The sequence below is a fragment of the Microbacterium cucumeris genome (assembly GCF_058349845.2).
Map to the genome: position 1 here is coordinate 314907 of NZ_JBYRIZ020000001.1, position 24635 is coordinate 339541.

Below are 24635 nucleotides of genomic sequence, written 5' to 3' on the forward strand. Positions count from 1 at the left end.
ATCACTCGCTGGTATCGACCGTGTCATACCTCGGAGTGGTCTTCGCGCCGGCGCCGGGGCCGTCGACGCCCTGCAGGAACAGTCTCACGCCGTCGTCGAACACGGCGGAGACGTCGGCGGTGGCGTCATCCTGGCCTGCTCGTGAAGCCCCATGGCTCTCGGCGTGGAGCCGCTGCTGGACGAGCAGCGCGTGCCCGATGACGAACTGCAGCAGCGTCGCCGCGGCCGTCTCGGGGGAGCGCGTCGTGCGGGCGCCGAGGGCGCGGCGCAGCTCCGTCTCGGCGCGTCCCACGCCGAATCCGAGCGCATAGGAGCTCAGCACGACCTCGGCGCCGTCGCGGTAGGCGAGCAGCGCGTCCCGGATGCCGCGGGCGCAGGCCAGCACCTCGGCATCCGAACCCGAGGAGGCCGCGAGAGGCGGGATGCGCGCGAGGATGCGCTCGGCGATCGCGCCGAGCAGCTCCTGCTTGCTGTCGAAGTGCCAGTACAGCGCGCTGGGCTGGATCCCGAGCTCGCCGGCCAGCCGCCGCATGCTCAGGTCGGGCAGACCCACCTCGTCGAGCAGACGCAGGGCGGTATCGGCCACGCTGTCGCGGTCGTGACGTGCCTGAGGGTCGGAGTTGCGCGGGACCATCATGCTCTCACTATACTGAACGCCGTTCAGGTGAACACCGTTCAGGAACTGCGAGGAGACACATGTCCGAGAGAAGCGGCGACCTCGGTCGCGAGCTGGCGCGCATCGCGATCTTCGCGGCGCTCATCATCGTGCTCGGCATGGTGACGGTGCCGCTGCCCACCGGGGTGCCGGTCACCGGTCAGACGCTGGGCGTGATGCTCGCCGGCACGGTCCTGGGTCCGCGGCGCGGGCCGCTCGCCGTCCTTCTCGTGCTGGTGCTCGCCGCGATCGGATTGCCGGTGCTCGCGGGCGGACACGGGGGGATCGCGTCGTTCACCGGGCCGAGCGCGGGATATCTGGTGGGCTGGGTCGCCGGAGCGTTCGTGACGGGACTGATCGCGCACAGCGGCCGGATGACCTGGTGGCGGACGGGTTTCGCCACCGTGGTCGGCGGCATCGGCGTCGTCTACCTCATCGGCATCCCGGTGCAGGCTGCCGTGATGGGCCTGGGACTGGGACCGACCGCGCTGGCCAGCCTGGTGTTCCTGCCCGGCGACGTGCTGAAGGCGATCGCGGCGACCGTGCTCGCGCTGGCGCTGCGCCGCGCCTATCCGCCGGCGTTCGGCGCCAGGGCCCGCGCGCATGCGGCCTGACACGGGTCTGGCCACGGTCGATCTGCGTGCCGTCCGCGTGGAGATCGACGGGAGGGCTGTGCTGACCGACGTCGACGTGTCCCTGAGCGAGCGGCGCATCGCCGTCATCGGGGCCAACGGGTCGGGCAAGTCCACCTTCGCCCGGCTGCTCAACGGCCTCATCGCGCCGACGAGCGGGAGCGTCCGGGTGCTCGGCCTCGACGCGGTGGCAGACCGCGTGGCGCTGCGCCGTCGCGTGGGATTCGTGTTCACGAACCCCGACGCGCAGATCCTCATGCCCACACCTGCCGAGGATCTCGCCCTGTCGCTGCGCGGTCGCGGCCGGGACGAGATCGACCGTCGCGTGGCCCTGGCACTCGCCGAGCACGGCCTCTCCGGACACGCCGACGTCCCTTCATCCGCTCTGTCGGGCGGGCAGAGACAGATGCTGGCGCTGGCGTCCGTGCTCATCACGGAACCCGACCTGATCGTCGCGGACGAACCCACCACGCTGCTGGACCTGCACAACGCGCGGCGCATCGGAGACCTGCTGCTGCAGCAGGACGCGCCCGTGGTGCTGGTGACGCACGACCTGGAGCTCGCCGGTCGCTGCGACACGGCCGTGCTGTTCGACGGCGGCCGCCTCGCCGACGTCGGCGACCCCGCCGACCTCATCGCCTGGTACCGGCGACGGCGCGCATGAGGTCCCTGTACCGCGCCGGCTCCAGCCCGTTGCACCGCATGCCGGCCGGCGCGAAGCTCGCCGGACTCGCGGTGTGCGCACTCGTGCTCTCGCTGCATCCCCATGATCCGGTGAGCATCGCGATCGCGCTGGGCGCCGTCGCGACGCTGTACGCGCTGGCGCGCATGCCGGTGCGGGTGCTCGCAGCGCAGCTGTGGCAGCTGCGCTGGATGATCCTCGTCCTCGGCGGCCTGCTGTTCGTCTTCACCTCTCCGCAGAACGCGCTGATCAGCACGGGCCGGGTGGTGGCGCTCGTGCTGCTGGCGGGGCTCCTCACCCTGACCACGACGATGGGTGCGCTCCTGGACGTGCTGCATCGGATGCTGCGGCCGCTGAGCCGCCTCGGGATCGACGCGGACGCGGTGGCGATGACGGTGTCGCTGACGATCACGATGATCCCGGTCGTGGCCGGCTTCGCGGGGCGCGTGCGCGAAGCGCAGCAGGCGAGGGGCGTGCGGCTCGGCATCCGATCGGCCGTTCCGCTGTTGGTGATGGCGCTGCGTCACGCCGACGACGTCGGGGACGCACTGGCCGCGCGCGGCCTGGTGTGAGCCGTGCCGGGGGAGTGCACAGCACAGCCGACCTATACTGGGAGGCTGGCCCCTTGGCCGCATCCACCCCCTGATGAAACGGACGTCCGCTGTGCTTGCCGTGCACGAACTCGAGATCCGCGTTGGCGCGCGCCTGCTGATGGAGAACGTGTCGTTCCGCGTGTCCGACGGCGACAAGATCGGCCTGGTCGGCCGCAACGGGGCGGGCAAGACGACGCTGACCAAGGTGCTCGCGGGGGACGTCCTCCCGTCGGGCGGCCAGGTCACGCGCTCCGGTGAGCTCGGCTATCTGCCGCAGGATCCGCGGTCCGGCGACCCGGAGATGCTGGCGCGCACGCGCATCCTGGACGCGCGCGGGCTCGGCACGCTGGCGCTCGGCATGGCCGAGGCGACCGTCGCGATGGGATCGGACGACCCGGCCGTCGCGGACAAGGCCATGAAGCGGTACGCGCGGCTGACGGAGCAGTTCGAAGGGCAGGGCGGCTACGCGGCCGAGGCCGAGGCCGCCTCGATCGCGAACAACCTGTCTCTGCCCGACCGGATCCTCGATCAGCCGCTCAAGACGCTCTCGGGCGGTCAGCGCCGGCGCATCGAACTGGCCCGCATCCTGTTCTCGGACGCCGACACGATGATCCTGGACGAGCCCACCAACCACCTCGACGCCGACAGCGTCGTGTGGCTGCGCGAGTTCCTGAAGAACTACAAGGGCGGGCTCGTGGTCATCAGCCACGACGAGGAGCTCGTGGGGGAGACCGTGAACCGGGTGTTCTACCTGGACGCGAACCGCCAGGTCATCGACACGTACAACATGAACTGGAAGAACTACCTGCGCCAGCGCGTCGCGGACGAAGAGCGCCGCAAGAAGGAGCGCGCCAACGCCGAGAAGAAGGCGACGACGCTGCAGCAGCAGGCAGCGCGCTTCGGCGCGAAGGCCTCCAAGGCCGCCGCGGCTCACCAGATGATGGCGCGCGCCGAGAAGCTCCTGGCCGGACTCGACGAGGTCCGTCAGGAGGACCGCGTCGCGAAGCTGCGGTTCCCGAAGCCCGCTCCGTGCGGGAAGACCCCGCTGATGGCTTCCGGCCTGTCGAAGTCGTACGGGTCGCTCGAGATCTTCACGGACGTCGACCTGGCGATCGACCGCGGATCGAAGGTCGTCGTGCTGGGACTCAACGGCGCGGGCAAGACCACGCTGCTGCGAATGCTGGCCGGTGTCGACCAGCCGGACACCGGGCGCCTCGAGCCCGGTCACGGACTCAAGGTCGGGTACTACGCGCAGGAGCACGAGAACCTCGACGTGAACCGTTCGGTGCTCGAGAACATGGTCTCCGCGGCTCCGCACATCACCGAGACCGAAGCGCGCAAGGTGCTCGGCTCCTTCCTGTTCACCGGTGACGACGTGCTCAAGCCCGCCGGCGTCCTGTCGGGTGGAGAGAAGACCCGTCTGTCGCTCGCCACCCTCGTCGTGTCCTCCGCCAATCTGCTGCTGCTCGACGAGCCGACCAACAACCTCGATCCGGCCTCGCGCGAGGAGATCCTCGGCGCCCTGGCGCACTATGAGGGCGCCGTGGTGCTCGTGTCCCACGATCCCGGTGCTGTGCAGTCGCTGAACCCGGAACGCGTCCTCATCCTGCCCGACGGCGTCGAGGACATCTGGAACCAGGAGTACCAGGAGCTCATCGAGCTGGCGTAGGGACGTCGCCTCGTCCTGGGACCTCTCGGACGCCGAGGCTGTCGGATGCCTGAGCTACGGTCGACGGATGAGGGAAGACGAGATCGAGGCGATCTGCTGGGACTGGAACGGCACACTCCTCGACGACGTGGCCATCTGCCATCGCACCATGAACGACGTCCTGGTGGGTCGCGGTTGCGAACCGATTCCCACGCTGTCGGACTATCGGGCGCGCTTCCGGTTCCCGGTGCGGGACTTCTACGCCTCGGTCGGCATCGAGGGCGACGAGTTCCCCGAGGCTGCGGACGAGTATCTGGCGTTGCTTCCCGAGCGCATCTCTTCGGCGCTCCTCCACAGCGACGCGAGGTCGACGATCGACGCCTTCGCCCGCAGGGGCGTGCGTCAGGTGCTCGCCTCGGCCACCCTGTCCCACGTTCTGGCGGAGCAGATGCGTCCGCACGACCTCGCCGGCCAGTTCGAAGAGGTGAGGGGCATCAGCGACGCCTATGCGGCGTCGAAGGACGCGGTCATCGCCGAGTGGGTGCACAGCACCGGGATCCCTCCGGAGCGGATCCTCCTGATCGGCGACACCAATCACGATCAGGAGATCGCCGCGCGACTGGGCGCCCGTTTCGTGCACTTCGCCGGCGGGCACCAGCATCTGCCCGCGTCGACGACCAGCGTCGACGCACTCGAGGAGCTGCTCTCCCTGATCTGAGACCGTACGTCGGAGAGATCCCGGATTCAGGTCGCAGCGTCGAGCAGCTCGTCCTCGGCCTGCGCATCGCGATCGCGCCGGACCTTCTTCGGTGCGGACGGACGGCCCTCGACCTCTTCGCGGTGCTTCGTGATCTCGGTGCGGATGATGTAGACGATGAAGACGAACCCCATGACCGCGAACAGGATCCACTGGATCGCGTAGGAGAGGTTCATCCCGGGGTCCGCGGTGGGCCTGTCGAAGCCGCCCAGGGCTTCGTCGGGGGCCGGGTCCTCGCTCACGAGCTGTCCGTACGCGCCGGTCACGACGTCGTGCTGCGGCAGCGCCGCAGCGACCGTGGGCACGTGGATGGTGGGGACCTGTCCCTCCGGTGCGCTGCGCCCCGAGGCGGGCAGCTCCTCGGTGGGCCGCAGGCGCACCACCACCTCGACCTCGCCGGACGGCGCCGCGGGCACGGCGTCCGGCGATTCGCCCTCGCCCGGCGGCACCCAGCCGCGATCGACGAGGAAGACGCGGCCTTCGCTGTCCTGGAACGGCACCAGCACCTCGAACGCGCTCGTGCCGCCGTGGGGGCGGTTGCGCACCAGGACCTGCTCGTCGGCGAGGTATTCGCCGGTCAGCACGACGGGACGCCACTCGTCCTGCGGATCGAGAACGCCGTCGGGCCCGAGGAGGTCGGCGAGCGGAACCGGATCCGCGTCGTGGTTCTGCTCGATGAGCGCCAGCTGCGCGCTGCGGCTCTCGCTGCGGTCGAACTGCCAGTGCGACAGGAAGGCGCACGCGACGGCGAAGCCGATCGCGACGAGGACATAGGCGCCCCACCGCAGGTGCCGATTGCTCATCCGGTCACCCCCGCGCGCACGGAGACGGGGAAGTCGCGAGCACGCAGATAGTCGCTCAGGAAGCCGAGGTGCTCATCGCACGCGAGCCAGATCTTCTCGCGGTCCGCCGCGTGGATGCGGGGGTTGCGCCAGACGATGCGGTGGGTCGCGGCGGAGCGGCAGCCGGCGCGGGAGCATTCCAGGTCGGTCACGGGGCGGCGTCCCGACCCTTCTCGGAGATGCGGATCACCGGCGGCTCGACCGGCGCGGAGGACGGCTTCCCTGTGGGTGCCTCCAGCGCCTGCTGGGGCGATTCCGCGCGCGTCACGGTGCTGTCGCTGCCCGCGTTGGCTGCTACCACGGCGATGTAGGGCAGCACGCCGGCCGCGATCGCGAACACCCATGTGTACCAGCCGTAGGGCGTGACGAACAGGGCCAGTGCGAAGCACACCATCCGGATCGACATCGAGATCAGGTACCGGCGCGTGCGCGAGTCCGCCTCGGCCTTCGGCGACTGCGGAAGCGAGGTGACGGATGCGGCGTCACGGGTGTGTTTCACGATGCATCAAGCCTACGCCGCGCCGGGCGTTCCGGATGCGCCGGATGCGACGGGGCAGGGTGTTCAGAGCCAGAACAGGGGAAGGAGACCGAGGCCGCCGACGAACAGCAGGGAGAAGAGCATGATGCCCACGAAGAGCACCAGGAAGGCGACGCCGATGTATCCGAGGACGAGACCTGTGATCGCGAGACCCTTGCCGCCCAGAGCGGGGTTCCGCTTGATCTGGTTGAGGCCCATGTGGCCGGTGATGATCGCCACGACGGAGGCGATCAGAGGAACGAGGAACGCGGCGAGCACGAGGCCCGCGATGCCGCAGATCAGCGAGGCGATCGCCAGGCCGCTGTTCGGACGCGGGACGTAGGGTGCCGTCGGGTATCCGCCGGCGGGGTATGCGACGCCGGGATCCGCGGGCTGGGCGTACGGCTGCATGGCACCCGGCTGGGAGGAGGTCTGCACGGCGTGCGGGTGTCCGGAGGGCGGCTGGGCGTACGGCTGGACGGCGTGCGGCTGAGCCGACGACGGCTGCGCGTATGGGGGTCCGGCATTCGGCTGCCCTGGGTACGACGGTCCGGGGTACTGTTGTCCGCCGGACGGCGTGGCCGTCCCGGACTGCCCGTAGGGTTGCGCGTGCGCGTGCGCGGTCGCGTCGGGCTGCGCGGACGACGGCGTCGGCGGCTGCACGGATTCCGCGTACGGCGGAACCGGTGCCTGCGGGGCGGCGTGGGCCGGGGGTGCGGTCGGGGGCACGGTGCTCGGGTCGCCGCCGGGCAGGCTGTGGTCGTTCACGAAGTCCCTTTCGTCATCGACAGGCTCCCAGCCTCGCGGGAACGTGTCAAACACGTCATCGACAGGCCCCCGGCACCGCGGGGACGTGTCGTACGTCCCGATAGGATTGCCAGGCCCGATATCCGACGAGCTGGAGTGTCACATGAGCGAAGGACGCGTCGTCCTGGTCACCGGAGGCAACCGCGGCATCGGCCGTGCCATCGCCGAGCGGTTCGTCCGCGACGGCTATCGCGTCGCCGTGACCGCGCGCAGCGGCGAAGGGCCCGAGGGCACGCTCACCGTGCGGGCCGATGTGACGGATGCCGCGGCGGTCGACGCCGCGTTCACCGAGGTGGAGAACGCCCTCGGACCGGTCGAGATCGTGGTCGCCAATGCAGGCATCACGAAGGACACCCTCCTGCTGCGCATGACCGAGGAGGACTTCGACAGCGTCGTGTCGACGAACCTCGGCGGCTCGTTCCGCGTGGTCAAACGCGCGTCGAAGGGCATGCTGCGTGCGCGCTTCGGGCGGGTCATCCTGATCTCGAGCGTGGTCGGGCTCTACGGCTCGGCCGGCCAGATCAACTATGCGGCCTCCAAGAGCGCCCTGGTCGGCTTCGCCCGGTCCCTGACGCGCGAGCTCGGCGGCCGCGGGATCACCGCCAACGTGGTCGCTCCGGGTTTCATCGAGACGGACATGACCGCCGAGCTCCCGGAGGAGACTCAGAAGCAGTACCGGGCCAGCATCCCGGCCGGCCGTTTCGCGACCGCGGACGAGGTCGCGGGCGTCGTGACGTGGCTCGCCGGCGACGACGCCGCCTACATCTCCGGCGCGGTCATCCCGGTCGACGGCGGTCTCGGCATGGGGCACTGACCCGCATCGGCGGGGCGCCGAGGCGCGTTTCGTCTGCGCGATCCGGTCAGGAGGTCTCGGCCATGGCGTCCAGGATCAGCTGCGCGAGCCGGTCGGGCACGCTGAACTGCGGCCAGTGACCGGAACCGATGCGGACGACCGTCGCGTCGTCGATGGCGCGGTACTCGTCGGCGAACGGCGGCCAGTTCTCGACCTCGGCCTCGAAGGCCTGCTGGTCCATGCCGCCCATCAGCATCGTGACCGGCACCCGGTGGCGTCCGCCGGTGAGCGAGATCGGGTCCGTCGGCACGCACTCGGGCACGCTCCGGGTCGTCGGCGCGGTCCGGGCGCGCACCTCGGGGGTGAGATCCGCCACGTCCTCGTCCGGGAAGAAGTCCCACCCGGGGAAGGGGATGACACCGTCGACGACGTCGAACTCCGAGATCGCGTGCCCGGGGGCGGGCGGAGCGGAATCGACGAACACGACGCGGACGACGTGGTCGGGCCTGGCGTCCGCCGCACCCCACACGACATTGCCGCCGCCGGAGTGCCCCACGAGGACGACGGGACCGTTGAGCTCGTCGATGCGCTCGACCACGGCGCTCACCCAGTCGGCGAGCCCGATGTCCTTCGACTCCTCGGCCCGCGCCCCGAGGCCGGGCATGGTCAAAGCGTGCACACGATGGCCGGCGGCCGTGAGCGCGGGGGCGACGTCGTCCCACGAGGAGGCGTCCAACCACAGTCCGGGTACCAGGATGATGTCCATGAGACGACGCTACGCGCGACGTCCGACATCGCGCCAGGCCGGAACGGCTAGGGCAGCAGAGGGATCACCTGGCGCAGGTCCGCCGCCCCGATGACCACGTTCGCCTGCTCGCGCACAGCCGGCTTGGCGTTGAACGCGAGTCCGAGGCCGGCGACGGACATCATGCGCAGGTCGTTCGCGCCGTCGCCGATCGCGATCGTCGCCGCGCGGGCGACTCCGAGCTCGGCAGCCCATTCCTGAAGGGACGCGGCCTTCACGGTGGCATCGACGATGTCGCCGTCCACCCTTCCGGTGAGCGCGTCCTCGGCGACCTCGAGGCGGTTCGCCCGCCAGCGGTCGACGCCGAGTCCGGGCGCGATGTGGTCGAGGATCTCGTGGAAGCCCCCGGACACCACGCCGACGACACCCCCGCGCTCGTGCACGGCGGCAGTGAGCTCGCGGACGCCGGGCGTGGGACGGATCCGCGCGCGCACGCGGGCGAAGGCATCCGTCGGCACGCCTCTGAGCGCCTCGACCCGCGAGCGCAGGCTGGCAGCGAAGTCGACCTCGCCGCGCATCGCGGCCTCGGTCGCGGCCTGCACCTCGGCGCGTCGTCCGGCCTCGTCCGCGAGAAGCTCGATCACCTCGTCCTGGATCAGCGTGGAATCGGCATCGAGGACGACGAGGAAGCGCGCAGGGATCACGCGTGAAAGCCTAGGGCACCGCCGGGGGGCAACCCGCCGCGGCGCGGATGCCGTCAGCGATCGATCCGCACGCCCTTGCCGACGATCGTGATCCCGGATTCGGTGACGGTGAAGCCGCGCTCGAGATCGCGTTCGCGATCCACCCCGACGGTCGCTCCGTCCTCGAGGAACACGTTCTTGTCGAGGACGGCGCGATGCACGCGAGCGCCTTGACCGACCCGGACCTGATCGAACAGCACCGAATCCGTGATCGTCGATCCGCCGCCCGCCAGCGTGCCGGGTCCGACCACGCTGCGTTCCAGATGCGTTCCCGACAGCACCGAGCCGAGGGACACGATCGAATCGATCGCGTTGCCGATCCGGCCCACGGCGTCCCGCACGAACTTGGCCGGCGGGGCGTTGACGCTCTGCGACCGGATCGGCCACAGCGTGTTGTAGAGGTTGAACACCGGGAGCGTGGCGATGAGGTCCATGTGCGCATCGAAGAACGAGTCGATCGTCCCGACGTCGCGCCAGTACGCGCGATCACGCGGAGACGATCCGGGGACGTCGTTCTGCTTCATGTCGTAATAGCCCGCCTCGCCGCGCTCGACGAAGTAGGGGATGATGTCGCCGCCCATGTCGTGGCCCGATGTCGGAAGCTCGCCGTCGGCCTCGACCGCTGCGATGAGCGCGTCGGCATCGAAGATGTAATTGCCCATCGACACCAGCACCTCGTGCGGGGAATCCGCGAGTCCCACGGCGTCCACGGGCTTCTCCAGGAAGTCCCGGACCAGACCGGAGCCGTCCGGGTCGGCATCGATCACGCCGAACTGGTTCGCGAGCGCGAGCGGCTGGCGGATCCCGGCGACCGTCGCCTTGGCGCCGGAGGCGATGTGCGCCTCGAGCATCTGACGGAAGTCCATCCGGTAGACGTGGTCGGCGCCGATGACGACGACGATGTCCGGCTTCTCGTCGTTGATGAGGTTCAGGCTCTGCAGGATCGCGTCGGCGGAGCCGGAGAACCAGCGCTTCCCGAGGCGCTGCTGCGCGGGGACGGACGTGACGTACGAGTCCAGCAGGGCGGACATCCGCCAGATCTGCGAGATGTGCCGGTCGAGGCTGTGCGACTTGTACTGGGTGAGCACGACGACCTGTCGCAGGCCGGAATTGATCAGGTTCGAGATGGCGAAGTCGATGAGCCGGTACTGGCCCCCGAAGGGCACCGCCGGTTTGGCCCGATCCGCCGTGAGCGGCATGAGCCGCTTCCCCTCGCCGCCGGCGAGGATGATGCCGAAGACCTTCCGCGGTGCCGCCATGGCTCCACCATAGATGGCCGACACCCCGCTGTACTAGCGTTCAGACATGCGCGTCGACATGATCACGAAGGAATACCCGCCGGAGATCTACGGCGGCGCCGGCGTGCACGTGACGGAGCTCGTCTCCGCGCTCCGTCAGGGCATCGACGTGCGGGTGCGCGCGTTCGGCGCCGAACGATCCGCACCCGGGGTGAGCTCGTACCGGACGCCCGCCGAACTGGCCTCGGCGAACCCTGCGCTGCAGACGCTCGGCACCGATCTCGTGATGGTCGGCGACATCGCCGGCGCCGACCTCGTCCACTCGCACACCTGGTACGCGAACTTCGCCGGGCACCTCGCCGCCCAGCTGCACGGCATCCCGCACGTCCTCACCGCGCACAGCCTCGAGCCGCTTCGCCCCTGGAAGGCCGAGCAGCTCGGCGGCGGCTACGCGGTCTCCAGCGGGATCGAGCGCCTCGCCTACGAGAACGCCGCAGCGATCATCGCAGTCAGCGCTGGCATGCGCGAGGACATCCTGCGCAGCTATCCCCAGGTCGACCCCGCGCGCGTCCGAGTGATCCACAACGGAATCGACGTCGAGCAGTGGCACCCCGTCGACGACGCGGCGTTCCTGGCCGACATCGGCCTCGACCCTGCGCAGCCCTCCATCGTCTTCGTCGGGCGGATCACGCGGCAGAAGGGCCTGCCGTACCTGCTGCGCGCCGCCGCCGAGCTCCCGCCCGAGGTGCAGATCGTCCTGTGCGCCGGGGCACCGGACACGCCGGAGATCATGACCGAGGTCCAGGAGGGCGTCCGGCGACTGCAGCGCACGCGCGAAGGCGTCATCTGGATCGAGCGGATGCTGCCGAGGCCCGAGCTCTCTGCGATCCTCACGGCGGCCACCGCCTTCGTGTGCCCCTCGGTATACGAGCCCCTCGGCATCGTGAACCTCGAGGCGATGGCCTGCGGAGCCGCGGTGGTGGGTACGGCGACGGGCGGCATCCCCGAGGTCGTCGAGGACGGCGTGACGGGTCGTCTGGTGCCCATCGAGCAGGTGCAGGACGGCACGGGGACCCCGGTGGACCCCGATCGCTACGTCGCTGATCTCGCCGCGGTTCTCGCCGAGGTCGTCGCCGATCCGGAGCGCGCACGGGCATTCGGCGCGGCCGGACGCGAGCGCGCCGCGACGCGGTTCAGCTGGACATCGATCGCGGACACCACGCGGGCGCTCTACCGGGAGCTCGTCGGCTGAGCCGATAGGCTGAGGGCATGCCGAGTGCCCTGGACCTCACCGATGTCGTCGTGCGCCGTGACGGGCGCAACATCGTCGATCATGTGACCTGGCGGGTCGCGGATGACGAACGCTGGGCCGTCCTCGGCCCGAACGGTGCGGGGAAGACCACCCTGCTGCAGCTGGCCGACACGCTGCTGCACCCCACGTCGGGCTCGGTGACGGTGCTGGGGGAGGCCCTCGGCCGGACGGACCTGTTCGAGGTGCGACCGCGGATCGGCTTCGCGTCCTCGGCGATGGCCAAGCGCATCCCTCGGGACGAGACCGTGGTCAACGCGGTGCTCACGGCGGCGTACTCGGTGATGGGGCGCTGGAACGAGGAGTACGAGAACATCGACGAGCGCCGCGCCCTGCGCGTGCTGGGGGACTGGAAGCTCGATCACCTGGCGGACCGGCTGTTCGGCTCGCTCAGCGACGGCGAGCAGAAGCGCGTGCAGATCGCCCGCGCGGTCATGACCGACCCCGAACTGCTGCTTCTGGACGAGCCCACCGCCTCGCTCGACCTCGGCTCCCGCGAAGAGCTGCTCGCCCTCCTCAGCGGCTACGCGTCCTCTCCGACGACGCCCGCCATGGTCATGGTCACCCACCACGTCGAGGAGATCCCGGTCGGATTCACGCACGTGCTGCTGCTGCGTGACGGCGGTGTCGTCGCCCAGGGCCCGATCGCCGAGGCGCTCACCGCGGAGTCGCTCACCGAGACGTTCGGCCTGCCGATCGCGCTCACGACGGACAGCGGCCGCTATACGGCCCGCGCCGCCTGATCTGCTAGAATCGCTCTTTGGTGCATTCGGCACCGCAGACTTCCCTCGCTCCTGGCAGAATCCAGGGCAAACGTAAGGAATCCCATGAAGACTGACATTCACCCCGACTACCAGGCCGTCGTGTTCCGCGACCTCGGCTCGGGTGAGACGTTCCTCACCCGCTCCACCGTCACCAGCGACAAGACCATCGAGCTGGACGGCGTGGAGTACCCCGTCATCGACGTCGAGATCTCCTCGGCCTCGCACCCGTTCTACACGGGCAAGCAGCGCATCATGGACTCGGCCGGTCGCGTCGAGAAGTTCAACCAGCGCTTCAAGGGCTTCGGCGGCAGCAAGTAAGCATCCCGCACGAGAAAGGTCCCGGCTCCGCGACGGAGCCGGGACCTTCGTCGTCGGATGCTCAGTGCTCGTCGACCTCGATGACGATGCGCCCCTCGGCATCCATGACCCCTGGCCCCTTGTCGGGCGTCGGCGCCGGGACCGAGGCGCGCTGCTGCCGGTCGCGCTCCTGGCTCGCCTCATGGGCGGACGGCGACCACACGGCATCGAAGACGCCGACGAGCCCGCCGGCGGAGAGTCCCGAGTACTTCTCCTCGATCGGGCGGCGCGAGAAGACGTGCCGCAATCCGGTGAACAGCAGGACGGGGATCATGCCGACGACGACGGCGATGGTCGTCCAGCCCAGGACGTCGCTCATGCCCCGAGTCTAGGCCCGCGGGCCGGTCTCGGCACCGCTATCCGGCGGACTCAGCGCCGTCGCGGATGGGCCAGGCCCCGTCGATGCTGTCGTCGGGATCGATGCGCCCGATGCGGATGAAGTACTCGGTGAGACTCTCGGCCTGCGTACGCGCCCAGCCGATCTGACGGGTGTGCAGCTCGGTCGCCGACACCGGCAGCTCGAAGCGGCGCCCGAGTTCCTGAGCGACCCGCCCGGCGGCGATCGCGTCGGCGGAGGCCTCGTGCGCGCCGTCCAGCGGGACGGCGTAGTGCTCCGCGACGATCTCGAGAGTCCGCTTTCCCCGGCGATAGCGATCGACGGCCTTGTCGATCACGAGGGGATCGATCACGGGAGAGGGATCCTCGAGCGGTGCGATGCCGTGCCGAAGGCATTCATGGAACAGCAGCGAGAAGTCGTAGGACGCGTTGTACGCCACGACGGGCATGCCCTGATCGAGCAGGGCCCGCAACGATCCCGTCACCTCGCGGACGACGTCGGCCGCCGGACGCCCCTCGCGGCGCACGCGCTCGGTCGTGAAACCGTGTATCGCGGCGGCGCCGTCGGGCACCGGGATGCCCGGATCCGCGATCCACGACCGGGCCGCGATCTGGCGGCCGTGGGCGTCGAGGACGCCGACGTGGGCGGTGACGATCCGATCGCGGGAGACGTCCACTCCGGTGGTCTCGAGGTCGAACACGCCGATGCGGGTGAGCCAGTCGGGGAGCGCGGTCGCGTCGGTCATGATCCACACGGTAGGACGAGGCTCGGACATCGTCGCGGCGACTCTCCGGCCGGCTGTGCGCCCGTAGACTCGGAGCATGCCATCGCCGTACGCCGACCGCCTCAAGGACCTGCCTGTCGAACGTCTCGAGGTCGAGGTCGACGGCGGCGTCACGGCGTACTGGGAGTACGGGGCGCAGGCGGAGGGCTCCGATGACCGGCCCACCGTGATCGTGGTGCACGGCTTCCGCGGCGAGCACCACGGGCTCGAACCGGTGCTGGCGTACCTCCCCGACCTTCGGGTGCTCGCCCCGGACCTGCCGGGGTTCGGGGAGACGGCGCCCCTTCCGGGCGGACAGCACGACCTCGAGCGCTACGCGGACTGGCTCACGGCCTTCGCAGGAGCCGTGGCGCCCGGAGCCGTGATCCTCGGCCATTCCTTCGGCTCCATCGTCGCTTCAGCGGCGGTCGCCCGCGGCCTCGCGACCGAGCGGCTGATCCTCGTCAACCCGATCGGCGCCCCCGCCCTGGAGGGGCCCAAAGGGCTGATGACGCGACTGGCCGTGCTCTACTACGCGCTGGGGGCGAGACTGCCCGAGCGGCTGGGCACCGCGCTGCTGCGCAATCCGCTCATCGTGCGCGTCATGAGCATCACGATGGCCAAGACGCGCGACCCTCAGCTGCGCCGATTCATCCATGAGCAGCACGACACGTACTTCTCGCGCTTCGCGGATCGGGACGTGCTGCGGGACGCCTTCGTCGCGAGCGTCTCGCACGACGTGCGCGCGTTCGCGCCGCTCATCGACGTCCCGACCCTGCTCGTCGCGGCGCAGCAGGACGACATCACCCCGATTGAGGACGAACGGCATCTGGCCACGCTGTTCCCTCGTGCAGAGCTGGTCGAGATCGCCGACGTCGGGCACCTCATCCACTACGAGACTCCGGCCGAGGCGGCCGGGGCGATCCGGCGCTTCCTCAGGCTTCCCGTCGTGCCAGCCCGATGAGGCCGGCGACCCGATAGGGGATCACCTCTCCCATCGCGAGCGACGTCTCGGTGCGCTCGACGCCGTCGATGGCGAGGATGCGGGCATCGGTGTCGAACAGATGCCGGGCATCGCGGCACGCCACACGTGCCAGCAGGTCGATCGAGCCGCTCAGCCCGTGCACCTGCAGGATCTCGGGGATGCGCGCGAGCTCACCGGTGATGCGCGGCAGCTCGGTCTGACGCAGTCCGATGCTGATAAAGGCCTGCAGCGGGAAGCCCAGCACCTCGGGGGAGAAGGACCGCTCGTACGACAGGAGCACGCCGCTCTGCTCCAGCCGCGCCATCCGTGCCTGGATGGTGTTGCGGGAGAGTCCGAGGCGTTCGGCGAGGGCGACGATGGTGGCGCGCGGGTCCTCGGCGAGGGAGGTGAGCAACTCGAGGTCGATGCGGTCCAGCGTTGACATAGTGCCAAACCCTAGCAGGGTGCGTCCGGGCGGATCTGGGCAACATGCTCAACGACCGCCGAGATGCTTGAGCGAGGTGATCATCGGACGTAGCCTCGAAGAAGCCGATGACGATGTCGGCGCCGTGCAGCAGCGCTCTCACGAGGAGCCGCGCGAACAGGAGGACGAAGATGTCACCGCAGACCACTCCGATCACCGACACCCCTCAGGACATCGACCTCGTCGAGCGCCTCATCGCGCCGGACGGATCGCGCCTGCCGCATCCGGAACTGGACCGCCATGTCGCCGATGTGGATGCCGCGCAGCTGCGCGACCTGCACCGCGACATGGTCGTGCTCCGCCGCATCGACGCCGAGGGCTTCGCGCTGCAGCGCCAGGGCCAGCTCGGGCTGTGGGCGCCGTGCCAGGGGCAGGAGGCCGCGCAGATCGGCACGGCCCGCGCTCTCGCTCCGCAGGATTTCGTGTTCCCGAGCTACCGGGAGACCGGCGTCATCTATGCGCGCGGCGCGGAGCCGGCCGACTTCGTGCGCACATGGCGCGGCGAGGAGGGCTCGGCCTACGACCCCGATCGCCTGCGCTGCGCGCCCATGCAGATCATCATCGGCGCTCAGAGCCTGCACGCGGTCGGCTACGCCATGGGGATCCAGCGCGACGCGACCGACGAGGTGTCGGTCGCGTACTTCGGCGACGGAGCGACCAGCCAGGGCGACGTCAGCGAGGCGATGGTCTTCGCGTCCTCATATGCGGCCCCGGTGGTGTTCGTCTGCCAGAACAACCACTGGGCGATCTCCGAGCCGGTCGCGGTGCAGTCGAGGTATCCGATCGCGGGCCGCGCCCCGGCCTTCGGCATCCCCAGCATGCGCGTCGACGGCAACGACGTCCTGGCGTGCCTCGCGGCGATGCGCTGGGCCCTCGACCACGCGCGCAGCGGCAAGGGACCCGTCTTCATCGAGGCCGTCACCTATCGCATGGGGCCGCACACCACGGCCGACGATCCGACGCGCTACCGCGACCCGGCCGAGCTCGAGGCCTGGCGGACACGGGATCCGATCGCCCGGCTGGAGGCCTTCCTCATGGCTCGCGGAGAGCTGGACGAGGCGCAGATCGACGCGGCCCGCTCCGACGCCGATCAGGCGGCGCGCGCCATGCGCGCGGCCTGCATCGGCTTGGTGACGCGGAAGCCGCTGGCGGTGTTCGACGGCGTGTACGCCGAGCCGCACACCGGAATCGAGCGTGAGCGGGACGCGTACGCGGCCTACCTCCGCTCTTTCGACGAGGAGGCCTGAGATGACCGAGATGACACTCGGCAGGGCGCTCGGAGCCGGACTCGCGCAGGCGATGCGCGACGACGACAGGGTCGTGATCCTGGGCGAGGACATCGGTCGCCTGGGCGGCGTCTTCCGCATCACGGACGGACTGATCGACGAGTTCGGCGCCGCGCGCGTCATCGACACTCCGTTGGCGGAGTCCGGCATCGTCGGCACGGCGGTGGGGCTGGCGTTCCGGGGATACCGGCCGGTGGTCGAGATCCAGTTCGACGGGTTCGTGTACCCCGCGTTCGACCAGATCGTCTCGCAGGTCGCGAAGCTGCACTACCGCACCCAGGGCCGGGTGAAGATGCCGATCACGATCCGCATCCCGTGGGCGGGCGGGATCGGTGCTGCCGAGCATCACTCCGAGTCCCCGGAGGCGTACTTCGTGCACACCGCGGGGCTCCGCGTGATCGCCGTGTCGAATCCGCAGGACGCCTACCGGTGCCTGCGACAGGCGATCGCCAGCGACGACCCGGTGATCTTCTTCGAGCCGAAGCGGCTGTACCACCACAAGGGCGAGGTCGACCTCGATGGCCCCCTCGCGGACGCCGTGCCGATGGGCCTGGCCCAGGTGGTGCGGCCGGGCCGCGATGCGACGGTGCTGACGTACGGTGCGATGGTGTCGACGGCTCTGGATGCCGCGGCCGCCGCCGAGGACGACAGCATCGACCTGGAGGTGATCGACCTGCGCTCGCTGTCTCCCGTGGACTATGACACGGTCGCCGCGTCCGTGCGGCGCACCGGCCGGGTCGTCGTCGCGCACGAGGCGTCGCGGGAGGCCGGCGTCGCCGCCGAGGTGATCGCGAGCATCACCGAGCTCTGCTTCGAGTATCTCGAGGCGCCGCCGCTGCGCGTCACGGGACACGACATCCCCTATCCGCCGGCCAAACTCGAGAAGCACCATCTGCCCGATCTCGACCGCATCCTGGACGCGGTCGACCGGGTCCTCGATCGACCGCACAGCATGACGGAGGCCGGAGCATGACCGTCGAGTTCCGACTCCCCGATCTCGGTGAGGGCCTGACCGAGGCCGAGATCGTGCAGTGGCTGGTCACCCCCGGCGACACGGTCGCACTGAACCAGACTCTCGCGGAGGTGGAGACGGCCAAGGCGATCGTGGAGCTCCCGTCCCCGTACGACGGCGTCGTGACGGCGCTGCATGCGGACGCGGGGGAGACCGTCGCGGTCGGCGCCGCGCTGATCGCCTTCGACGTCGAGGGCCAGGACGGCGGCCCCGCCTCCGACGCGGAGGAGACCGCGAGCGCCGCGGCCGCCGCTCCTGGGGACACTCCGGCGGCCCAGGCGAACCTCGTCGGCTACGGGGCGGCGCCCGCGGGCGGATCGCGCCCCGCTCGGCGTGCACGGCGCACGGCGGCAGCCGCAGCATCCGCCGTCGACACGGCCGTGCTGGAGGCTGCGCCGCACGACGCGCTGCCGACCGGGCCCGTCGAGACCGTGCCGGGGGAGCGCCCTCGTTCGACGCCGCCGGTGCGCGCCCACGCCAAGCGGCTCGGCGTCGACCTCGTGCTCGTCGCCGCCGAGGTCGGCGATCGGCCGATCACGCGCGCCGACGTGGACGCGTACGCGGAGCGGGTCGCGCCCGTCGGGACGCCGGTCCGGCCACCCGAGTCGGCGTCCGCCCCGACGGAGCGGGAGACGAGGATCCCGATCCGCGGCGTGCGCAAGCACACCGCGGAGGCGATGGTGTCGAGCGCCTTCACGGCGCCGCACGTGACCTGCTTCCACACGGTGGACGTCACGGCGACGATGGAGCTCATCGCGACTCTGAAGGCGGACCGGGCCCTCGCGGGGCACCGGATCGGTCCCCTCGCGGTCGTCGCCAAGGCCGTCTGCCTCGCGCTCGCCCGCACGCCGGGCCTCAACGCGCGCTGGGACGACGAGTCCGGGCATATCGTGCAGCATCATTTCGTGGATCTCGGCATCGCCGCGGCCACCGATCGCGGTCTGATCGTGCCGAACATCCGCGACGCCGAACGGCTCTCGCTGGTGGGCCTCGCCGATGCGCTCTCGGCACTGACCGAGACGGCGAGATCAGGGCGGACGTCGCCGGCGGAGCTCGCCGGAGGGACCTTCTCGATCACGAACATCGGCGTGTTCGGCATCGATGCCGGAACGCCGATCCTCCCGCCGGGGCAGTCCGGCATCCTGGCCGTCGGCGCCGTCCGGCCGCAGCCGTGGGTCCATCGGGGCGAGCTCGCGGTGCGCCAGGTCATGACGCTGAGCCTGTCCTTCGACCACCGGGTCGTGGACGGTGCCGAAGGGGCGCGGTTCCTCAAGGACGTCGCGGATGTCCTCGAGGAACCGGGGCGCGCGATGCTGATGGCCTGATTCCGCTCGCTCAGGATGCGTCGGCCGCGCCGATCACGCGGTCAGTGCGGCGTACGCCATGTCGGCGAGGACGGCGGCCGTCGCGGACTGGGAGCGCGCCGCCGAGCGGGTGCTGTGCGGGGTCGAGTTGATGAGTCCGAAGCCGCCCTGCACCCGCAGGCGCAGCTCGTCCGCCGGCACGTCGCGCAGCGTCGAGAGCGCCGCCATCCAGAGATCGATGTAGGTGCGCTGCAGTCGGCGCACCTGTGCGCGGTCGTCGTCCGAGAGGTGCGGCAGGTCGCGATCCTGCACGCGGATCACGTCGGCGTGGCCGAGCGCGAAGTCCACGTGGAAGCGGACGAGGGCGCGCATGCGCCCCTCGCCGGCGGCCGCGGCATCCGACACCGCGGTGCCCCCCGTGACGAGATCGCGGCTGACGCCGATGAGCAGGGCGCCCAGCAGGGCCTGCTTGCCGTCGAAGTGCCGGTACACGGCGGGCCCGGAGACGCCGACGGCGGCTCCGATGTCCTCCAGGCTCACGCCCGAGAACCCGCGCTCGGCGAAGAGGGTGGCGGCGGCGGCCAGCAGGGCCCCGGAGCGTTCGGCCTTGGCGCGATCGCGCGCCGTGACGGGGGTTGTCATCTCAGTTAATGCTCGCTAACCTAAATGAACGGGTTAGTGAACACTAACCGACCGGCCCGGTCGGGCACCAGTTCGTGAGTCGAGGAGGACATCACGATGTCATATACCCAGCGCGAGCTCGCCGATCAGCTGCGCGACCGACTGGCACGCAGCGCCGAGGGCGGATCCGAGGCCGCGCGCCGCCGCCACGTCGAGCGGGGAAAGCTCCTGCCCCGCGAGCGCGTCACGCGGCTGCTGGACGAGGGGAGCGCGTTCCTCGAGGTCGCTCCGCTCGCCGCGGAAGGGCTGTACGGGGGAGAGGTACCCGGAGCCGGTGTCATCGCTGGCATCGGACTGGTCCACGGTCGGCACGTCATGGTCGTCTGCAACGACGCGACGGTGAAAGGCGGGAGTTACCTGCCGCTGACGGTGAAGAAGCATCTGCGCGCTCAGGAGATCGCTCTGGAGAACCGCCTGCCCTGCCTGTATCTGGTGGACTCGGGCGGCGCGTTCCTGCCCAAGCAGGACGAGGTCTTCCCCGATCGGGACCACTTCGGCCGCATCTTCTTCAATCAGGCGCGTCTGTCGGCAGCGGGCATCCCTCAGCTCGCGGCGGTGCTCGGCTCGTGCACGGCGGGCGGCGCGTACGTACCGGCGATGAGCGACGAGACCGTGATCGTCCGCGGCCAGGGCACCATCTTCCTCGGCGGCCCGCCGCTCGTGAAGGCGGCCATCGGCGAGGTCGTCACGGCCGAGGAGCTCGGCGGGGGCGAACTGCACGCGCGACGTTCCGGAGTCGTGGACCACCTCGCCGAGGACGACGAGCACGCCCTGGAGATCCTCCGCGACATCGTCGCGACACTGCCCCCGCCGGCGGATCCGGCCTGGCCCGTCGCGGACGGCGTCGCGCCCGCCGAGCAGTCCTCGCTGTACGACGTGGTCCCCGTCGACGTGAACGCGGGCTACGACGTGCACGAGGTCATCGTGCGGCTCATCGACGGCGGGTCCTGGCTCGAGTTCAAGCCCGACTACGGCGCGACGCTCGTCACCGGGTTCGCGCGCCTCCACGGGCACCCGGTCGGGATCGTCGCGAACAACGGCGTCCTGTTCAGCGAGTCGGCGGTGAAGGGGGCGCACTTCATCGAACTGTGCGACCAGCGCGGCATCCCGCTGCTGTTCCTGCAGAACATCACGGGTTTCATGGTCGGATCGGATGCCGAGGCCGGCGGCATCGCCAAGGACGGCGCCAAGATGGTCACGGCGGTCGCCACGACCAGGGTCCCCAAGCTGACCGTGATCATCGGCGGATCGTTCGGCGCCGGGAACTACTCGATGTGCGGTCGGGCGTACTCGCCGCGTTTCCTGTGGACCTGGCCGGCCAGCCGGATCTCGGTCATGGGCGGGAACCAGGCGGCTTCCGTCCTCGCGACCGTCAAGGAGGACCAGCTGGCCGCCCGGGGCGAGTCCTGGAGCGCCGAGGAACGCGCGGCGTTCGAGGAGCCCGTGCGCGCGCAGTACGAGGAGCAGGGCGAGCCGTACTACGCCACCGCCCGGCTCTGGGACGACGGCATCGTCGACCCGGACCGCACCAGGGATCTGCTCGGTCTCGCTCTCGACGTCGTCTCCCGTACCCCTCTGCCCGCGCCGGGCTTCGGCGTCTTCCGGATGTGATGCCCGTGTACACCTCAGTCCTGATCGCCAACCGCGGCGAGATCGCACGCCGGATCATCCGGACTCTGCGCCGCCTCGGCATCCGCAGCATCGCCGTCTACTCCGATGCCGACGTGCAATCTCCTCACGTGCGCGAGGCCGACGAAGCGGTGCGGATCGGCCCCGCGCCCGCCGCCGACTCCTACCTCGACGTCACCGCGGTCATCTCGGCAGCGCGCGCGAGCGGAGCGGAGGCCGTCCACCCCGGCTACGGCTTCCTCTCCGAGAGCGCGGCTCTCGCCCGCGCGTGTGCGCAGGCCGGTGTGGCGTTCATCGGTCCCGGCGTCGAGGCGCTGGAGATCATGGGGGACAAGGCGCGCTCGCGCGCCCACGTGGTGCGGCACGGTGTTCCCGTGGTCCCCGGCTTCGACGCCGCAGGCGCGACGGATGCCGAGATCGCCACTCGCGCCGAGGAGGTGGGATACCCCCTTCTCGTGAAGCCCAGCGCCGGCGGGGGAGGCAAGGGCATGGAGGCCGTGCGGGATGCCGCGGGACTGTCCTCGGCGCTGTCCTCCGCCCGCCGGGTCGCGGCCGCATCCTTCGGCGATGACGCCCTCATCCTGGAGCGGCTCATCCGCCGGCCCCGGCACATCGAGGTGCAGGTGTTCGGCGATGCGCACGGCTCGGTCGTCGCCGTCGGCGAGCGCGAATGCACCCTGCAGCGCCGGCACCAGAAGGTGATCGAGGAGGCGCCTGCGGCCGGCATCCCGGACACTCTGCGCGAGCGGCTGTGGACCGAGGCGGTGCGCGTGGCGGCCAGCGTGGACTACCTCGGCGCGGGCACGGTCGAGTTCCTCGTCGACGCCGACTCCCCGGAGGATGTCTTCTTCATCGAGATGAACACGCGGCTGCAGGTCGAGCATCCGGTCACCGAGGAGGTCACCGGCCTCGACCTCGTCGAGCTGCAGCTGCGCGTCGCCGCCGGGGAGCGTCTCGGACCGATCCAGACCGCGCATGGGCACGCCGTCGAGGCGCGCGTGTACGCGGAATCGCCGGAGCGCGGGTTCCTGCCCTCCACCGGCACCGTGCTGCGGTTCGCCGCCGCACCCGGCGTCCGGACGGACGCCGCCATCGAGACGGGGTCCGAGATCTCGGGTTTCTACGACCCCATGATCGCGAAGGTCGTCGCGCACGGCCCGGATCGCGCGACCGCGCTGGAACGGCTGGACGCCGGGCTGGCGCAGACCGTCGTGCTCGGCGTGGACACGAACATCGCGTTCCTGCGGACGCTGTGCCGGAACGAGCGCGTGGTGGCGGGCGATATGGACACCGGGCTGATCGAGACGCTGCTGCCCGTCAGGCCGGCGCCGCCGTCCGAGGCCATGCTGGACGCCGCGAGAGACCACGTGCGGCGCGAGAGACCAGGCGAGCAGGAGCTTCTCACACGGCATTCGGTTGCTCGCGCGGGGGCGGCGTGGGCTGCGCTGGGCGGGTGGCGACTGGGCGGGGAGGATTCCGGCGAGCCGCGCGTCGCGTTCCTGACCGACGACTGCGAGGTCGTGGCTCCCGCCCCCGCCCCCTCTCGTTCGTTGAGCGACGAGCGCAGCGAGGAGTCGAAACGCGTCCCCCTGGAAGCAGCCCTCGCCCCCGACGGAGACGTATGGGTCGCCGAGTCCGGGCGTTCCGTGCGCCTTCGCCCCCTGACGCGGCGCCAGGCCATGGAGCACCGCCTCGCCGCCCGGCATCCTGAGCAGGCCGCGACCCACCCCGAGGCGCGCGCTCCGATGCCCGGGGCCGTCGTGGCCGTGCACGTCGCGGAGGGCGACCGCGTGAACGCAGGGGACGTGCTCGTCTCGATCGAGGCGATGAAGATGGAGCACCCGGTGACCGCGCCGCACGACGGCGCGGTTCACCTCCTGGTCGCACAGGGCGACCAGGTGCGGCGCGACCAACCGGTCGCTCGCGTCGAGGCCGAGGAGAGCCATGACTGACCTGACCGAAGAGGAGCGCGAACTCGCCGCGATGGTGCGCGAGTTCGCCGACACCGTCGTCGCGCCGCAGGCGTACGAGGCGGATCGCACGCACACGCTGAACATGGACGTCGTCCGGCAGATGGGGGAGCTCGGCCTGTTCGGGCTGCCGTTTCCCGAGGAGATCGGCGGTCAGGGCGGTGATCTCATGGCGCTGGGGATCGCGATCGAAGCACTCGCGCGCGTGGACCAGTCGATCGCCATCACCCTCGAGGCGGGGGTGAGTCTGGGGGCGATGCCGGTGTTCCGGTTCGGCACGGACGCGCAGCGCGCCGAGCTGCTGCCCGATCTGCTCGCCGGGCGCGCCCTCGCGGGGTTCGGCCTCACAGAGCCGGAGGCGGGCAGCGACGCCGGGGCGACGCGCACGACGGCGCGGCGGGACGGCGACGAGTGGGTCATCAACGGCTCGAAGCAGTTCATCACCAACTCCGGAACGCCGATCACCCGGTTCGTCACCGTGACCGCCGTCACGGGGGAGCGCGACGGGCGCAAGGAGATCTCCACGATCATCGTGCCGAACGGGACGCCGGGATTCACGGTCGAGCCCGCCTATGACAAGCTCGGCTGGCGCGCATCCGACACGCATCCGCTGACGTTCTCCGATGCCCACGTCCCGCAGGAGAACCTCCTGGGCGAGGAGGGGCGCGGATTCGCGGGCTTCCTCAGCATCCTGGACGAGGGGCGGGTCGCGATCGCGGCGCTGTCGACCGGGGCGGCGGAAGGCTGCCTCGAGGAGGCGACGGCGTACGCCCGCAGCCGCACCGTGTTCGGCGCGGCGCTCAGCACGCGGCAGAACGCGCAGTTCACGCTCGCGCGCATGCGGGCCCGCGTGCACACCGCTCGACTCGCCTGGCACCACGCCGCGCGCCTGCGGGACGCGGGGCGGCCGTTCGGCGAGGAAGCCGCGATCGCGAAGCTCGTGGCGGGAGAGGCGGCGATGGACAACGCCCGCGACGCGACCCAGATCTTCGGCGGGAACGGCTTCATGGACGAGTTCCCGGTGGCGCGGCACTACCGGGACTCGAAGATCCTCGAGATCGGCGAGGGGACGACCGAGGTGCAGCTGCTCGTCATCGCGCGTGCCCTGGGCGTGGCGGGGTAG

At 70.6% G+C, this 24635-nt stretch carries 28 protein-coding genes; 16 read left to right on the plus strand and 12 right to left on the minus strand.

What is annotated here, in order from left to right; genetic code table 11:
* Window position 1 precedes the first annotated feature (1 nt).
* A complete protein-coding gene (locus AC3RXZ_RS01545; protein WP_491492963.1) occupies window positions 2–637 on the minus strand; it encodes a TetR family transcriptional regulator in 636 nt (211 codons plus the stop codon).
* Between the two features lie 59 nt (window positions 638–696).
* On the opposite strand from AC3RXZ_RS01545, the gene AC3RXZ_RS01550 reads away from it, so the two are divergent.
* The 5 genes from AC3RXZ_RS01550 (at window position 697) to AC3RXZ_RS01570 (ending at window position 4928) form a co-directional block, all read left to right on the plus strand.
* On the plus strand, window positions 697–1269 hold the full coding sequence (locus AC3RXZ_RS01550) for a biotin transporter BioY (RefSeq protein ID WP_491492964.1): 573 nt from the start codon (window positions 697–699) through the stop codon (window positions 1267–1269).
* Window positions 1259–1951 (plus strand): energy-coupling factor ABC transporter ATP-binding protein, encoded by a 693-nt coding sequence (locus tag AC3RXZ_RS01555; protein ID WP_491492965.1) that lies wholly within the window; start codon window positions 1259–1261, stop codon window positions 1949–1951. The genes AC3RXZ_RS01550 and AC3RXZ_RS01555 overlap by 11 nt, the downstream gene beginning before the upstream one ends.
* Window positions 1948–2541: an energy-coupling factor transporter transmembrane component T family protein gene (locus AC3RXZ_RS01560; RefSeq protein ID WP_491492966.1), complete on the plus strand. Its 594-nt coding sequence runs from the start codon at window positions 1948–1950 to the stop codon at window positions 2539–2541. The genes AC3RXZ_RS01555 and AC3RXZ_RS01560 overlap by 4 nt, the downstream gene beginning before the upstream one ends.
* 91 nt (window positions 2542–2632) lie before the next feature.
* Window positions 2633–4231, plus strand: a complete 1599-nt coding sequence (locus AC3RXZ_RS01565) for an ABC-F family ATP-binding cassette domain-containing protein (RefSeq protein WP_491493487.1) — start codon at window positions 2633–2635, stop codon at window positions 4229–4231.
* A gap of 67 nt (window positions 4232–4298) precedes the next feature.
* Complete coding sequence (locus AC3RXZ_RS01570; protein WP_491492967.1) at window positions 4299–4928, plus strand: HAD family hydrolase; 630 nt, start codon at window positions 4299–4301, stop codon at window positions 4926–4928.
* 26 nt (window positions 4929–4954) lie between these two features.
* Here the strand turns inward: AC3RXZ_RS01570 and AC3RXZ_RS01575 are convergent, their stop codons facing one another.
* The 4 genes from AC3RXZ_RS01575 to AC3RXZ_RS01590 all read right to left on the minus strand — a co-directional run bounded on the left by AC3RXZ_RS01575 (window position 4955) and on the right by AC3RXZ_RS01590 (window position 7094).
* Window positions 4955–5770, minus strand: a complete 816-nt coding sequence (locus AC3RXZ_RS01575) for an SURF1 family cytochrome oxidase biogenesis protein (protein WP_491492968.1) — start codon at window positions 5768–5770, stop codon at window positions 4955–4957.
* On the minus strand, window positions 5767–5961 hold the full coding sequence (locus AC3RXZ_RS01580) for a hypothetical protein (RefSeq protein WP_491492969.1): 195 nt from the start codon (window positions 5959–5961) through the stop codon (window positions 5767–5769). The genes AC3RXZ_RS01575 and AC3RXZ_RS01580 overlap by 4 nt, the downstream gene beginning before the upstream one ends.
* On the minus strand, window positions 5958–6308 hold the full coding sequence (locus AC3RXZ_RS01585; protein WP_243225781.1) for a DUF3099 domain-containing protein: 351 nt from the start codon (window positions 6306–6308) through the stop codon (window positions 5958–5960). The genes AC3RXZ_RS01580 and AC3RXZ_RS01585 overlap by 4 nt, the downstream gene beginning before the upstream one ends.
* 63 nt (window positions 6309–6371) lie before the next feature.
* On the minus strand, window positions 6372–7094 hold the full coding sequence (locus AC3RXZ_RS01590; protein WP_491492970.1) for a DUF4190 domain-containing protein: 723 nt from the start codon (window positions 7092–7094) through the stop codon (window positions 6372–6374).
* A gap of 142 nt (window positions 7095–7236) precedes the next feature.
* Between AC3RXZ_RS01590 and fabG the strand changes: the two genes are divergently transcribed.
* A complete protein-coding gene (gene fabG, locus AC3RXZ_RS01595) occupies window positions 7237–7947 on the plus strand; it encodes a 3-oxoacyl-ACP reductase FabG (RefSeq protein WP_243225779.1) in 711 nt (236 codons plus the stop codon).
* 46 nt (window positions 7948–7993) lie between these two features.
* Here fabG and AC3RXZ_RS01600 read toward each other — a convergent pair whose 3' ends face one another.
* From AC3RXZ_RS01600 to AC3RXZ_RS01610, 3 genes are read right to left on the minus strand one after another with little or no spacing between them, the layout of a single operon-like run.
* The gene (locus AC3RXZ_RS01600) at window positions 7994–8692 is read right to left on the minus strand and encodes an alpha/beta fold hydrolase (protein ID WP_491492971.1); all 699 of its coding nucleotides are present in this window, start codon (window positions 8690–8692) and stop codon (window positions 7994–7996) included.
* Between the two features lie 47 nt (window positions 8693–8739).
* Window positions 8740–9375 carry a phosphoserine phosphatase SerB gene (gene serB / locus AC3RXZ_RS01605; RefSeq protein WP_491492972.1) on the minus strand — a complete coding sequence of 212 codons (636 nt, stop codon included), beginning with the start codon at window positions 9373–9375 and terminating at the stop codon, window positions 8740–8742.
* Between the two features lie 53 nt (window positions 9376–9428).
* Window positions 9429–10673 (minus strand): glucose-1-phosphate adenylyltransferase, encoded by a 1245-nt coding sequence (locus AC3RXZ_RS01610; RefSeq protein ID WP_491492973.1) that lies wholly within the window; start codon window positions 10671–10673, stop codon window positions 9429–9431.
* A 46-nt stretch (window positions 10674–10719) separates the two neighbouring features.
* On the opposite strand from AC3RXZ_RS01610, the gene glgA reads away from it, so the two are divergent.
* The 3 genes from glgA to AC3RXZ_RS01625 all read left to right on the plus strand — a co-directional run bounded on the left by glgA (window position 10720) and on the right by AC3RXZ_RS01625 (window position 13043).
* A complete protein-coding gene (glgA, locus tag AC3RXZ_RS01615) occupies window positions 10720–11904 on the plus strand; it encodes a glycogen synthase (protein ID WP_491492974.1) in 1185 nt (394 codons plus the stop codon).
* 17 nt (window positions 11905–11921) lie between these two features.
* Window positions 11922–12704 carry an ABC transporter ATP-binding protein gene (locus AC3RXZ_RS01620; protein WP_491492975.1) on the plus strand — a complete coding sequence of 261 codons (783 nt, stop codon included), beginning with the start codon at window positions 11922–11924 and terminating at the stop codon, window positions 12702–12704.
* An 84-nt stretch (window positions 12705–12788) separates the two neighbouring features.
* Window positions 12789–13043, plus strand: a complete 255-nt coding sequence (locus tag AC3RXZ_RS01625; protein ID WP_045258427.1) for a type B 50S ribosomal protein L31 — start codon at window positions 12789–12791, stop codon at window positions 13041–13043.
* Window positions 13044–13104: 61 nt separating this feature from the next.
* Here the strand turns inward: AC3RXZ_RS01625 and AC3RXZ_RS01630 are convergent, their stop codons facing one another.
* Both AC3RXZ_RS01630 and AC3RXZ_RS01635 read right to left on the minus strand, forming a co-directional pair.
* Window positions 13105–13401 carry a hypothetical protein gene (locus AC3RXZ_RS01630; RefSeq protein ID WP_491492976.1) on the minus strand — a complete coding sequence of 99 codons (297 nt, stop codon included), beginning with the start codon at window positions 13399–13401 and terminating at the stop codon, window positions 13105–13107.
* 37 nt (window positions 13402–13438) lie between these two features.
* Window positions 13439–14164, minus strand: coding sequence for a 3'-5' exonuclease (locus tag AC3RXZ_RS01635; protein WP_491492977.1), 726 nt, complete (start codon window positions 14162–14164; stop codon window positions 13439–13441).
* A 76-nt stretch (window positions 14165–14240) separates the two neighbouring features.
* Here AC3RXZ_RS01635 and AC3RXZ_RS01640 point away from each other — a divergent pair, with 76 nt between their 5' ends.
* On the plus strand, window positions 14241–15146 hold the full coding sequence (locus AC3RXZ_RS01640) for an alpha/beta fold hydrolase (RefSeq protein ID WP_491492978.1): 906 nt from the start codon (window positions 14241–14243) through the stop codon (window positions 15144–15146).
* Here the strand turns inward: AC3RXZ_RS01640 and AC3RXZ_RS01645 are convergent.
* Window positions 15118–15591 carry an Lrp/AsnC family transcriptional regulator gene (locus AC3RXZ_RS01645; protein ID WP_491492979.1) on the minus strand — a complete coding sequence of 158 codons (474 nt, stop codon included), beginning with the start codon at window positions 15589–15591 and terminating at the stop codon, window positions 15118–15120. The genes AC3RXZ_RS01640 and AC3RXZ_RS01645 overlap by 29 nt on opposite strands.
* A 170-nt stretch (window positions 15592–15761) precedes the next feature.
* On the opposite strand from AC3RXZ_RS01645, the gene pdhA reads away from it, so the two are divergent.
* The 3 genes from pdhA to AC3RXZ_RS01660 are packed head-to-tail and all read left to right on the plus strand — an operon-like array spanning window position 15762 to window position 19253.
* Entirely contained in the window at window positions 15762–16877 is a 1116-nt protein-coding gene (pdhA, locus tag AC3RXZ_RS01650) for a pyruvate dehydrogenase (acetyl-transferring) E1 component subunit alpha (protein WP_491492980.1), read from the plus strand.
* Between the two features lies 1 nt (window position 16878).
* A complete protein-coding gene (locus AC3RXZ_RS01655; RefSeq protein WP_491492981.1) occupies window positions 16879–17889 on the plus strand; it encodes an alpha-ketoacid dehydrogenase subunit beta in 1011 nt (336 codons plus the stop codon).
* A complete protein-coding gene (locus AC3RXZ_RS01660) occupies window positions 17886–19253 on the plus strand; it encodes a dihydrolipoamide acetyltransferase family protein (protein ID WP_491492982.1) in 1368 nt (455 codons plus the stop codon). Before AC3RXZ_RS01655 ends, AC3RXZ_RS01660 begins: the two co-directional genes overlap by 4 nt.
* Window positions 19254–19286: 33 nt before the next feature.
* On the opposite strand, the gene AC3RXZ_RS01665 is transcribed toward AC3RXZ_RS01660, so the two are convergent.
* A complete protein-coding gene (locus AC3RXZ_RS01665; RefSeq protein ID WP_491492983.1) occupies window positions 19287–19874 on the minus strand; it encodes a TetR/AcrR family transcriptional regulator in 588 nt (195 codons plus the stop codon).
* 96 nt (window positions 19875–19970) lie between these two features.
* Here AC3RXZ_RS01665 and AC3RXZ_RS01670 point away from each other — a divergent pair, with 96 nt between their 5' ends.
* Genes AC3RXZ_RS01670 through AC3RXZ_RS01680 form a run of 3 tightly spaced genes read left to right on the plus strand, consistent with a single transcriptional unit; the run spans window position 19971 to window position 24635 of the window.
* Window positions 19971–21524 (plus strand): carboxyl transferase domain-containing protein, encoded by a 1554-nt coding sequence (locus tag AC3RXZ_RS01670; RefSeq protein WP_243225761.1) that lies wholly within the window; start codon window positions 19971–19973, stop codon window positions 21522–21524.
* Entirely contained in the window at window positions 21524–23494 is a 1971-nt protein-coding gene (locus AC3RXZ_RS01675) for an acetyl/propionyl/methylcrotonyl-CoA carboxylase subunit alpha (protein ID WP_491492984.1), read from the plus strand. The genes AC3RXZ_RS01670 and AC3RXZ_RS01675 overlap by 1 nt, the downstream gene beginning before the upstream one ends.
* Complete coding sequence (locus tag AC3RXZ_RS01680; protein ID WP_491492985.1) at window positions 23487–24635, plus strand: acyl-CoA dehydrogenase family protein; 1149 nt, start codon at window positions 23487–23489, stop codon at window positions 24633–24635. Before AC3RXZ_RS01675 ends, AC3RXZ_RS01680 begins: the two co-directional genes overlap by 8 nt.

Coding starts and splice junctions, on each gene's coding strand:
- AC3RXZ_RS01575 (WP_491492968.1), bottom strand. CDS start 5,770: ATGAGCAATCGGCACCTGCGGTGGGGCGCCTATGTCCTCGTCGCGATC.
- AC3RXZ_RS01625 (WP_045258427.1), top strand. CDS start 12,789: ATGAAGACTGACATTCACCCCGACTACCAGGCCGTCGTGTTCCGCGAC.
- AC3RXZ_RS01610 (WP_491492973.1), bottom strand. CDS start 10,673: ATGGCGGCACCGCGGAAGGTCTTCGGCATCATCCTCGCCGGCGGCGAG.
- fabG (WP_243225779.1), top strand. CDS start 7,237: ATGAGCGAAGGACGCGTCGTCCTGGTCACCGGAGGCAACCGCGGCATC.
- AC3RXZ_RS01620 (WP_491492975.1), top strand. CDS start 11,922: ATGCCGAGTGCCCTGGACCTCACCGATGTCGTCGTGCGCCGTGACGGG.
- glgA (WP_491492974.1), top strand. CDS start 10,720: ATGCGCGTCGACATGATCACGAAGGAATACCCGCCGGAGATCTACGGC.
- AC3RXZ_RS01675 (WP_491492984.1), top strand. CDS start 21,524: ATGCCCGTGTACACCTCAGTCCTGATCGCCAACCGCGGCGAGATCGCA.
- AC3RXZ_RS01640 (WP_491492978.1), top strand. CDS start 14,241: ATGCCATCGCCGTACGCCGACCGCCTCAAGGACCTGCCTGTCGAACGT.
- AC3RXZ_RS01680 (WP_491492985.1), top strand. CDS start 23,487: ATGACTGACCTGACCGAAGAGGAGCGCGAACTCGCCGCGATGGTGCGC.
- AC3RXZ_RS01665 (WP_491492983.1), bottom strand. CDS start 19,874: ATGACAACCCCCGTCACGGCGCGCGATCGCGCCAAGGCCGAACGCTCC.
- AC3RXZ_RS01635 (WP_491492977.1), bottom strand. CDS start 14,164: ATGACCGACGCGACCGCGCTCCCCGACTGGCTCACCCGCATCGGCGTG.
- AC3RXZ_RS01645 (WP_491492979.1), bottom strand. CDS start 15,591: ATGTCAACGCTGGACCGCATCGACCTCGAGTTGCTCACCTCCCTCGCC.
- AC3RXZ_RS01550 (WP_491492964.1), top strand. CDS start 697: ATGTCCGAGAGAAGCGGCGACCTCGGTCGCGAGCTGGCGCGCATCGCG.
- AC3RXZ_RS01545 (WP_491492963.1), bottom strand. CDS start 637: ATGATGGTCCCGCGCAACTCCGACCCTCAGGCACGTCACGACCGCGAC.
- AC3RXZ_RS01660 (WP_491492982.1), top strand. CDS start 17,886: ATGACCGTCGAGTTCCGACTCCCCGATCTCGGTGAGGGCCTGACCGAG.
- pdhA (WP_491492980.1), top strand. CDS start 15,762: ATGTCACCGCAGACCACTCCGATCACCGACACCCCTCAGGACATCGAC.
- AC3RXZ_RS01630 (WP_491492976.1), bottom strand. CDS start 13,401: ATGAGCGACGTCCTGGGCTGGACGACCATCGCCGTCGTCGTCGGCATG.
- AC3RXZ_RS01555 (WP_491492965.1), top strand. CDS start 1,259: ATGCGGCCTGACACGGGTCTGGCCACGGTCGATCTGCGTGCCGTCCGC.
- AC3RXZ_RS01600 (WP_491492971.1), bottom strand. CDS start 8,692: ATGGACATCATCCTGGTACCCGGACTGTGGTTGGACGCCTCCTCGTGG.
- AC3RXZ_RS01670 (WP_243225761.1), top strand. CDS start 19,971: ATGTCATATACCCAGCGCGAGCTCGCCGATCAGCTGCGCGACCGACTG.
- AC3RXZ_RS01570 (WP_491492967.1), top strand. CDS start 4,299: ATGAGGGAAGACGAGATCGAGGCGATCTGCTGGGACTGGAACGGCACA.
- AC3RXZ_RS01560 (WP_491492966.1), top strand. CDS start 1,948: ATGAGGTCCCTGTACCGCGCCGGCTCCAGCCCGTTGCACCGCATGCCG.
- AC3RXZ_RS01655 (WP_491492981.1), top strand. CDS start 16,879: ATGACCGAGATGACACTCGGCAGGGCGCTCGGAGCCGGACTCGCGCAG.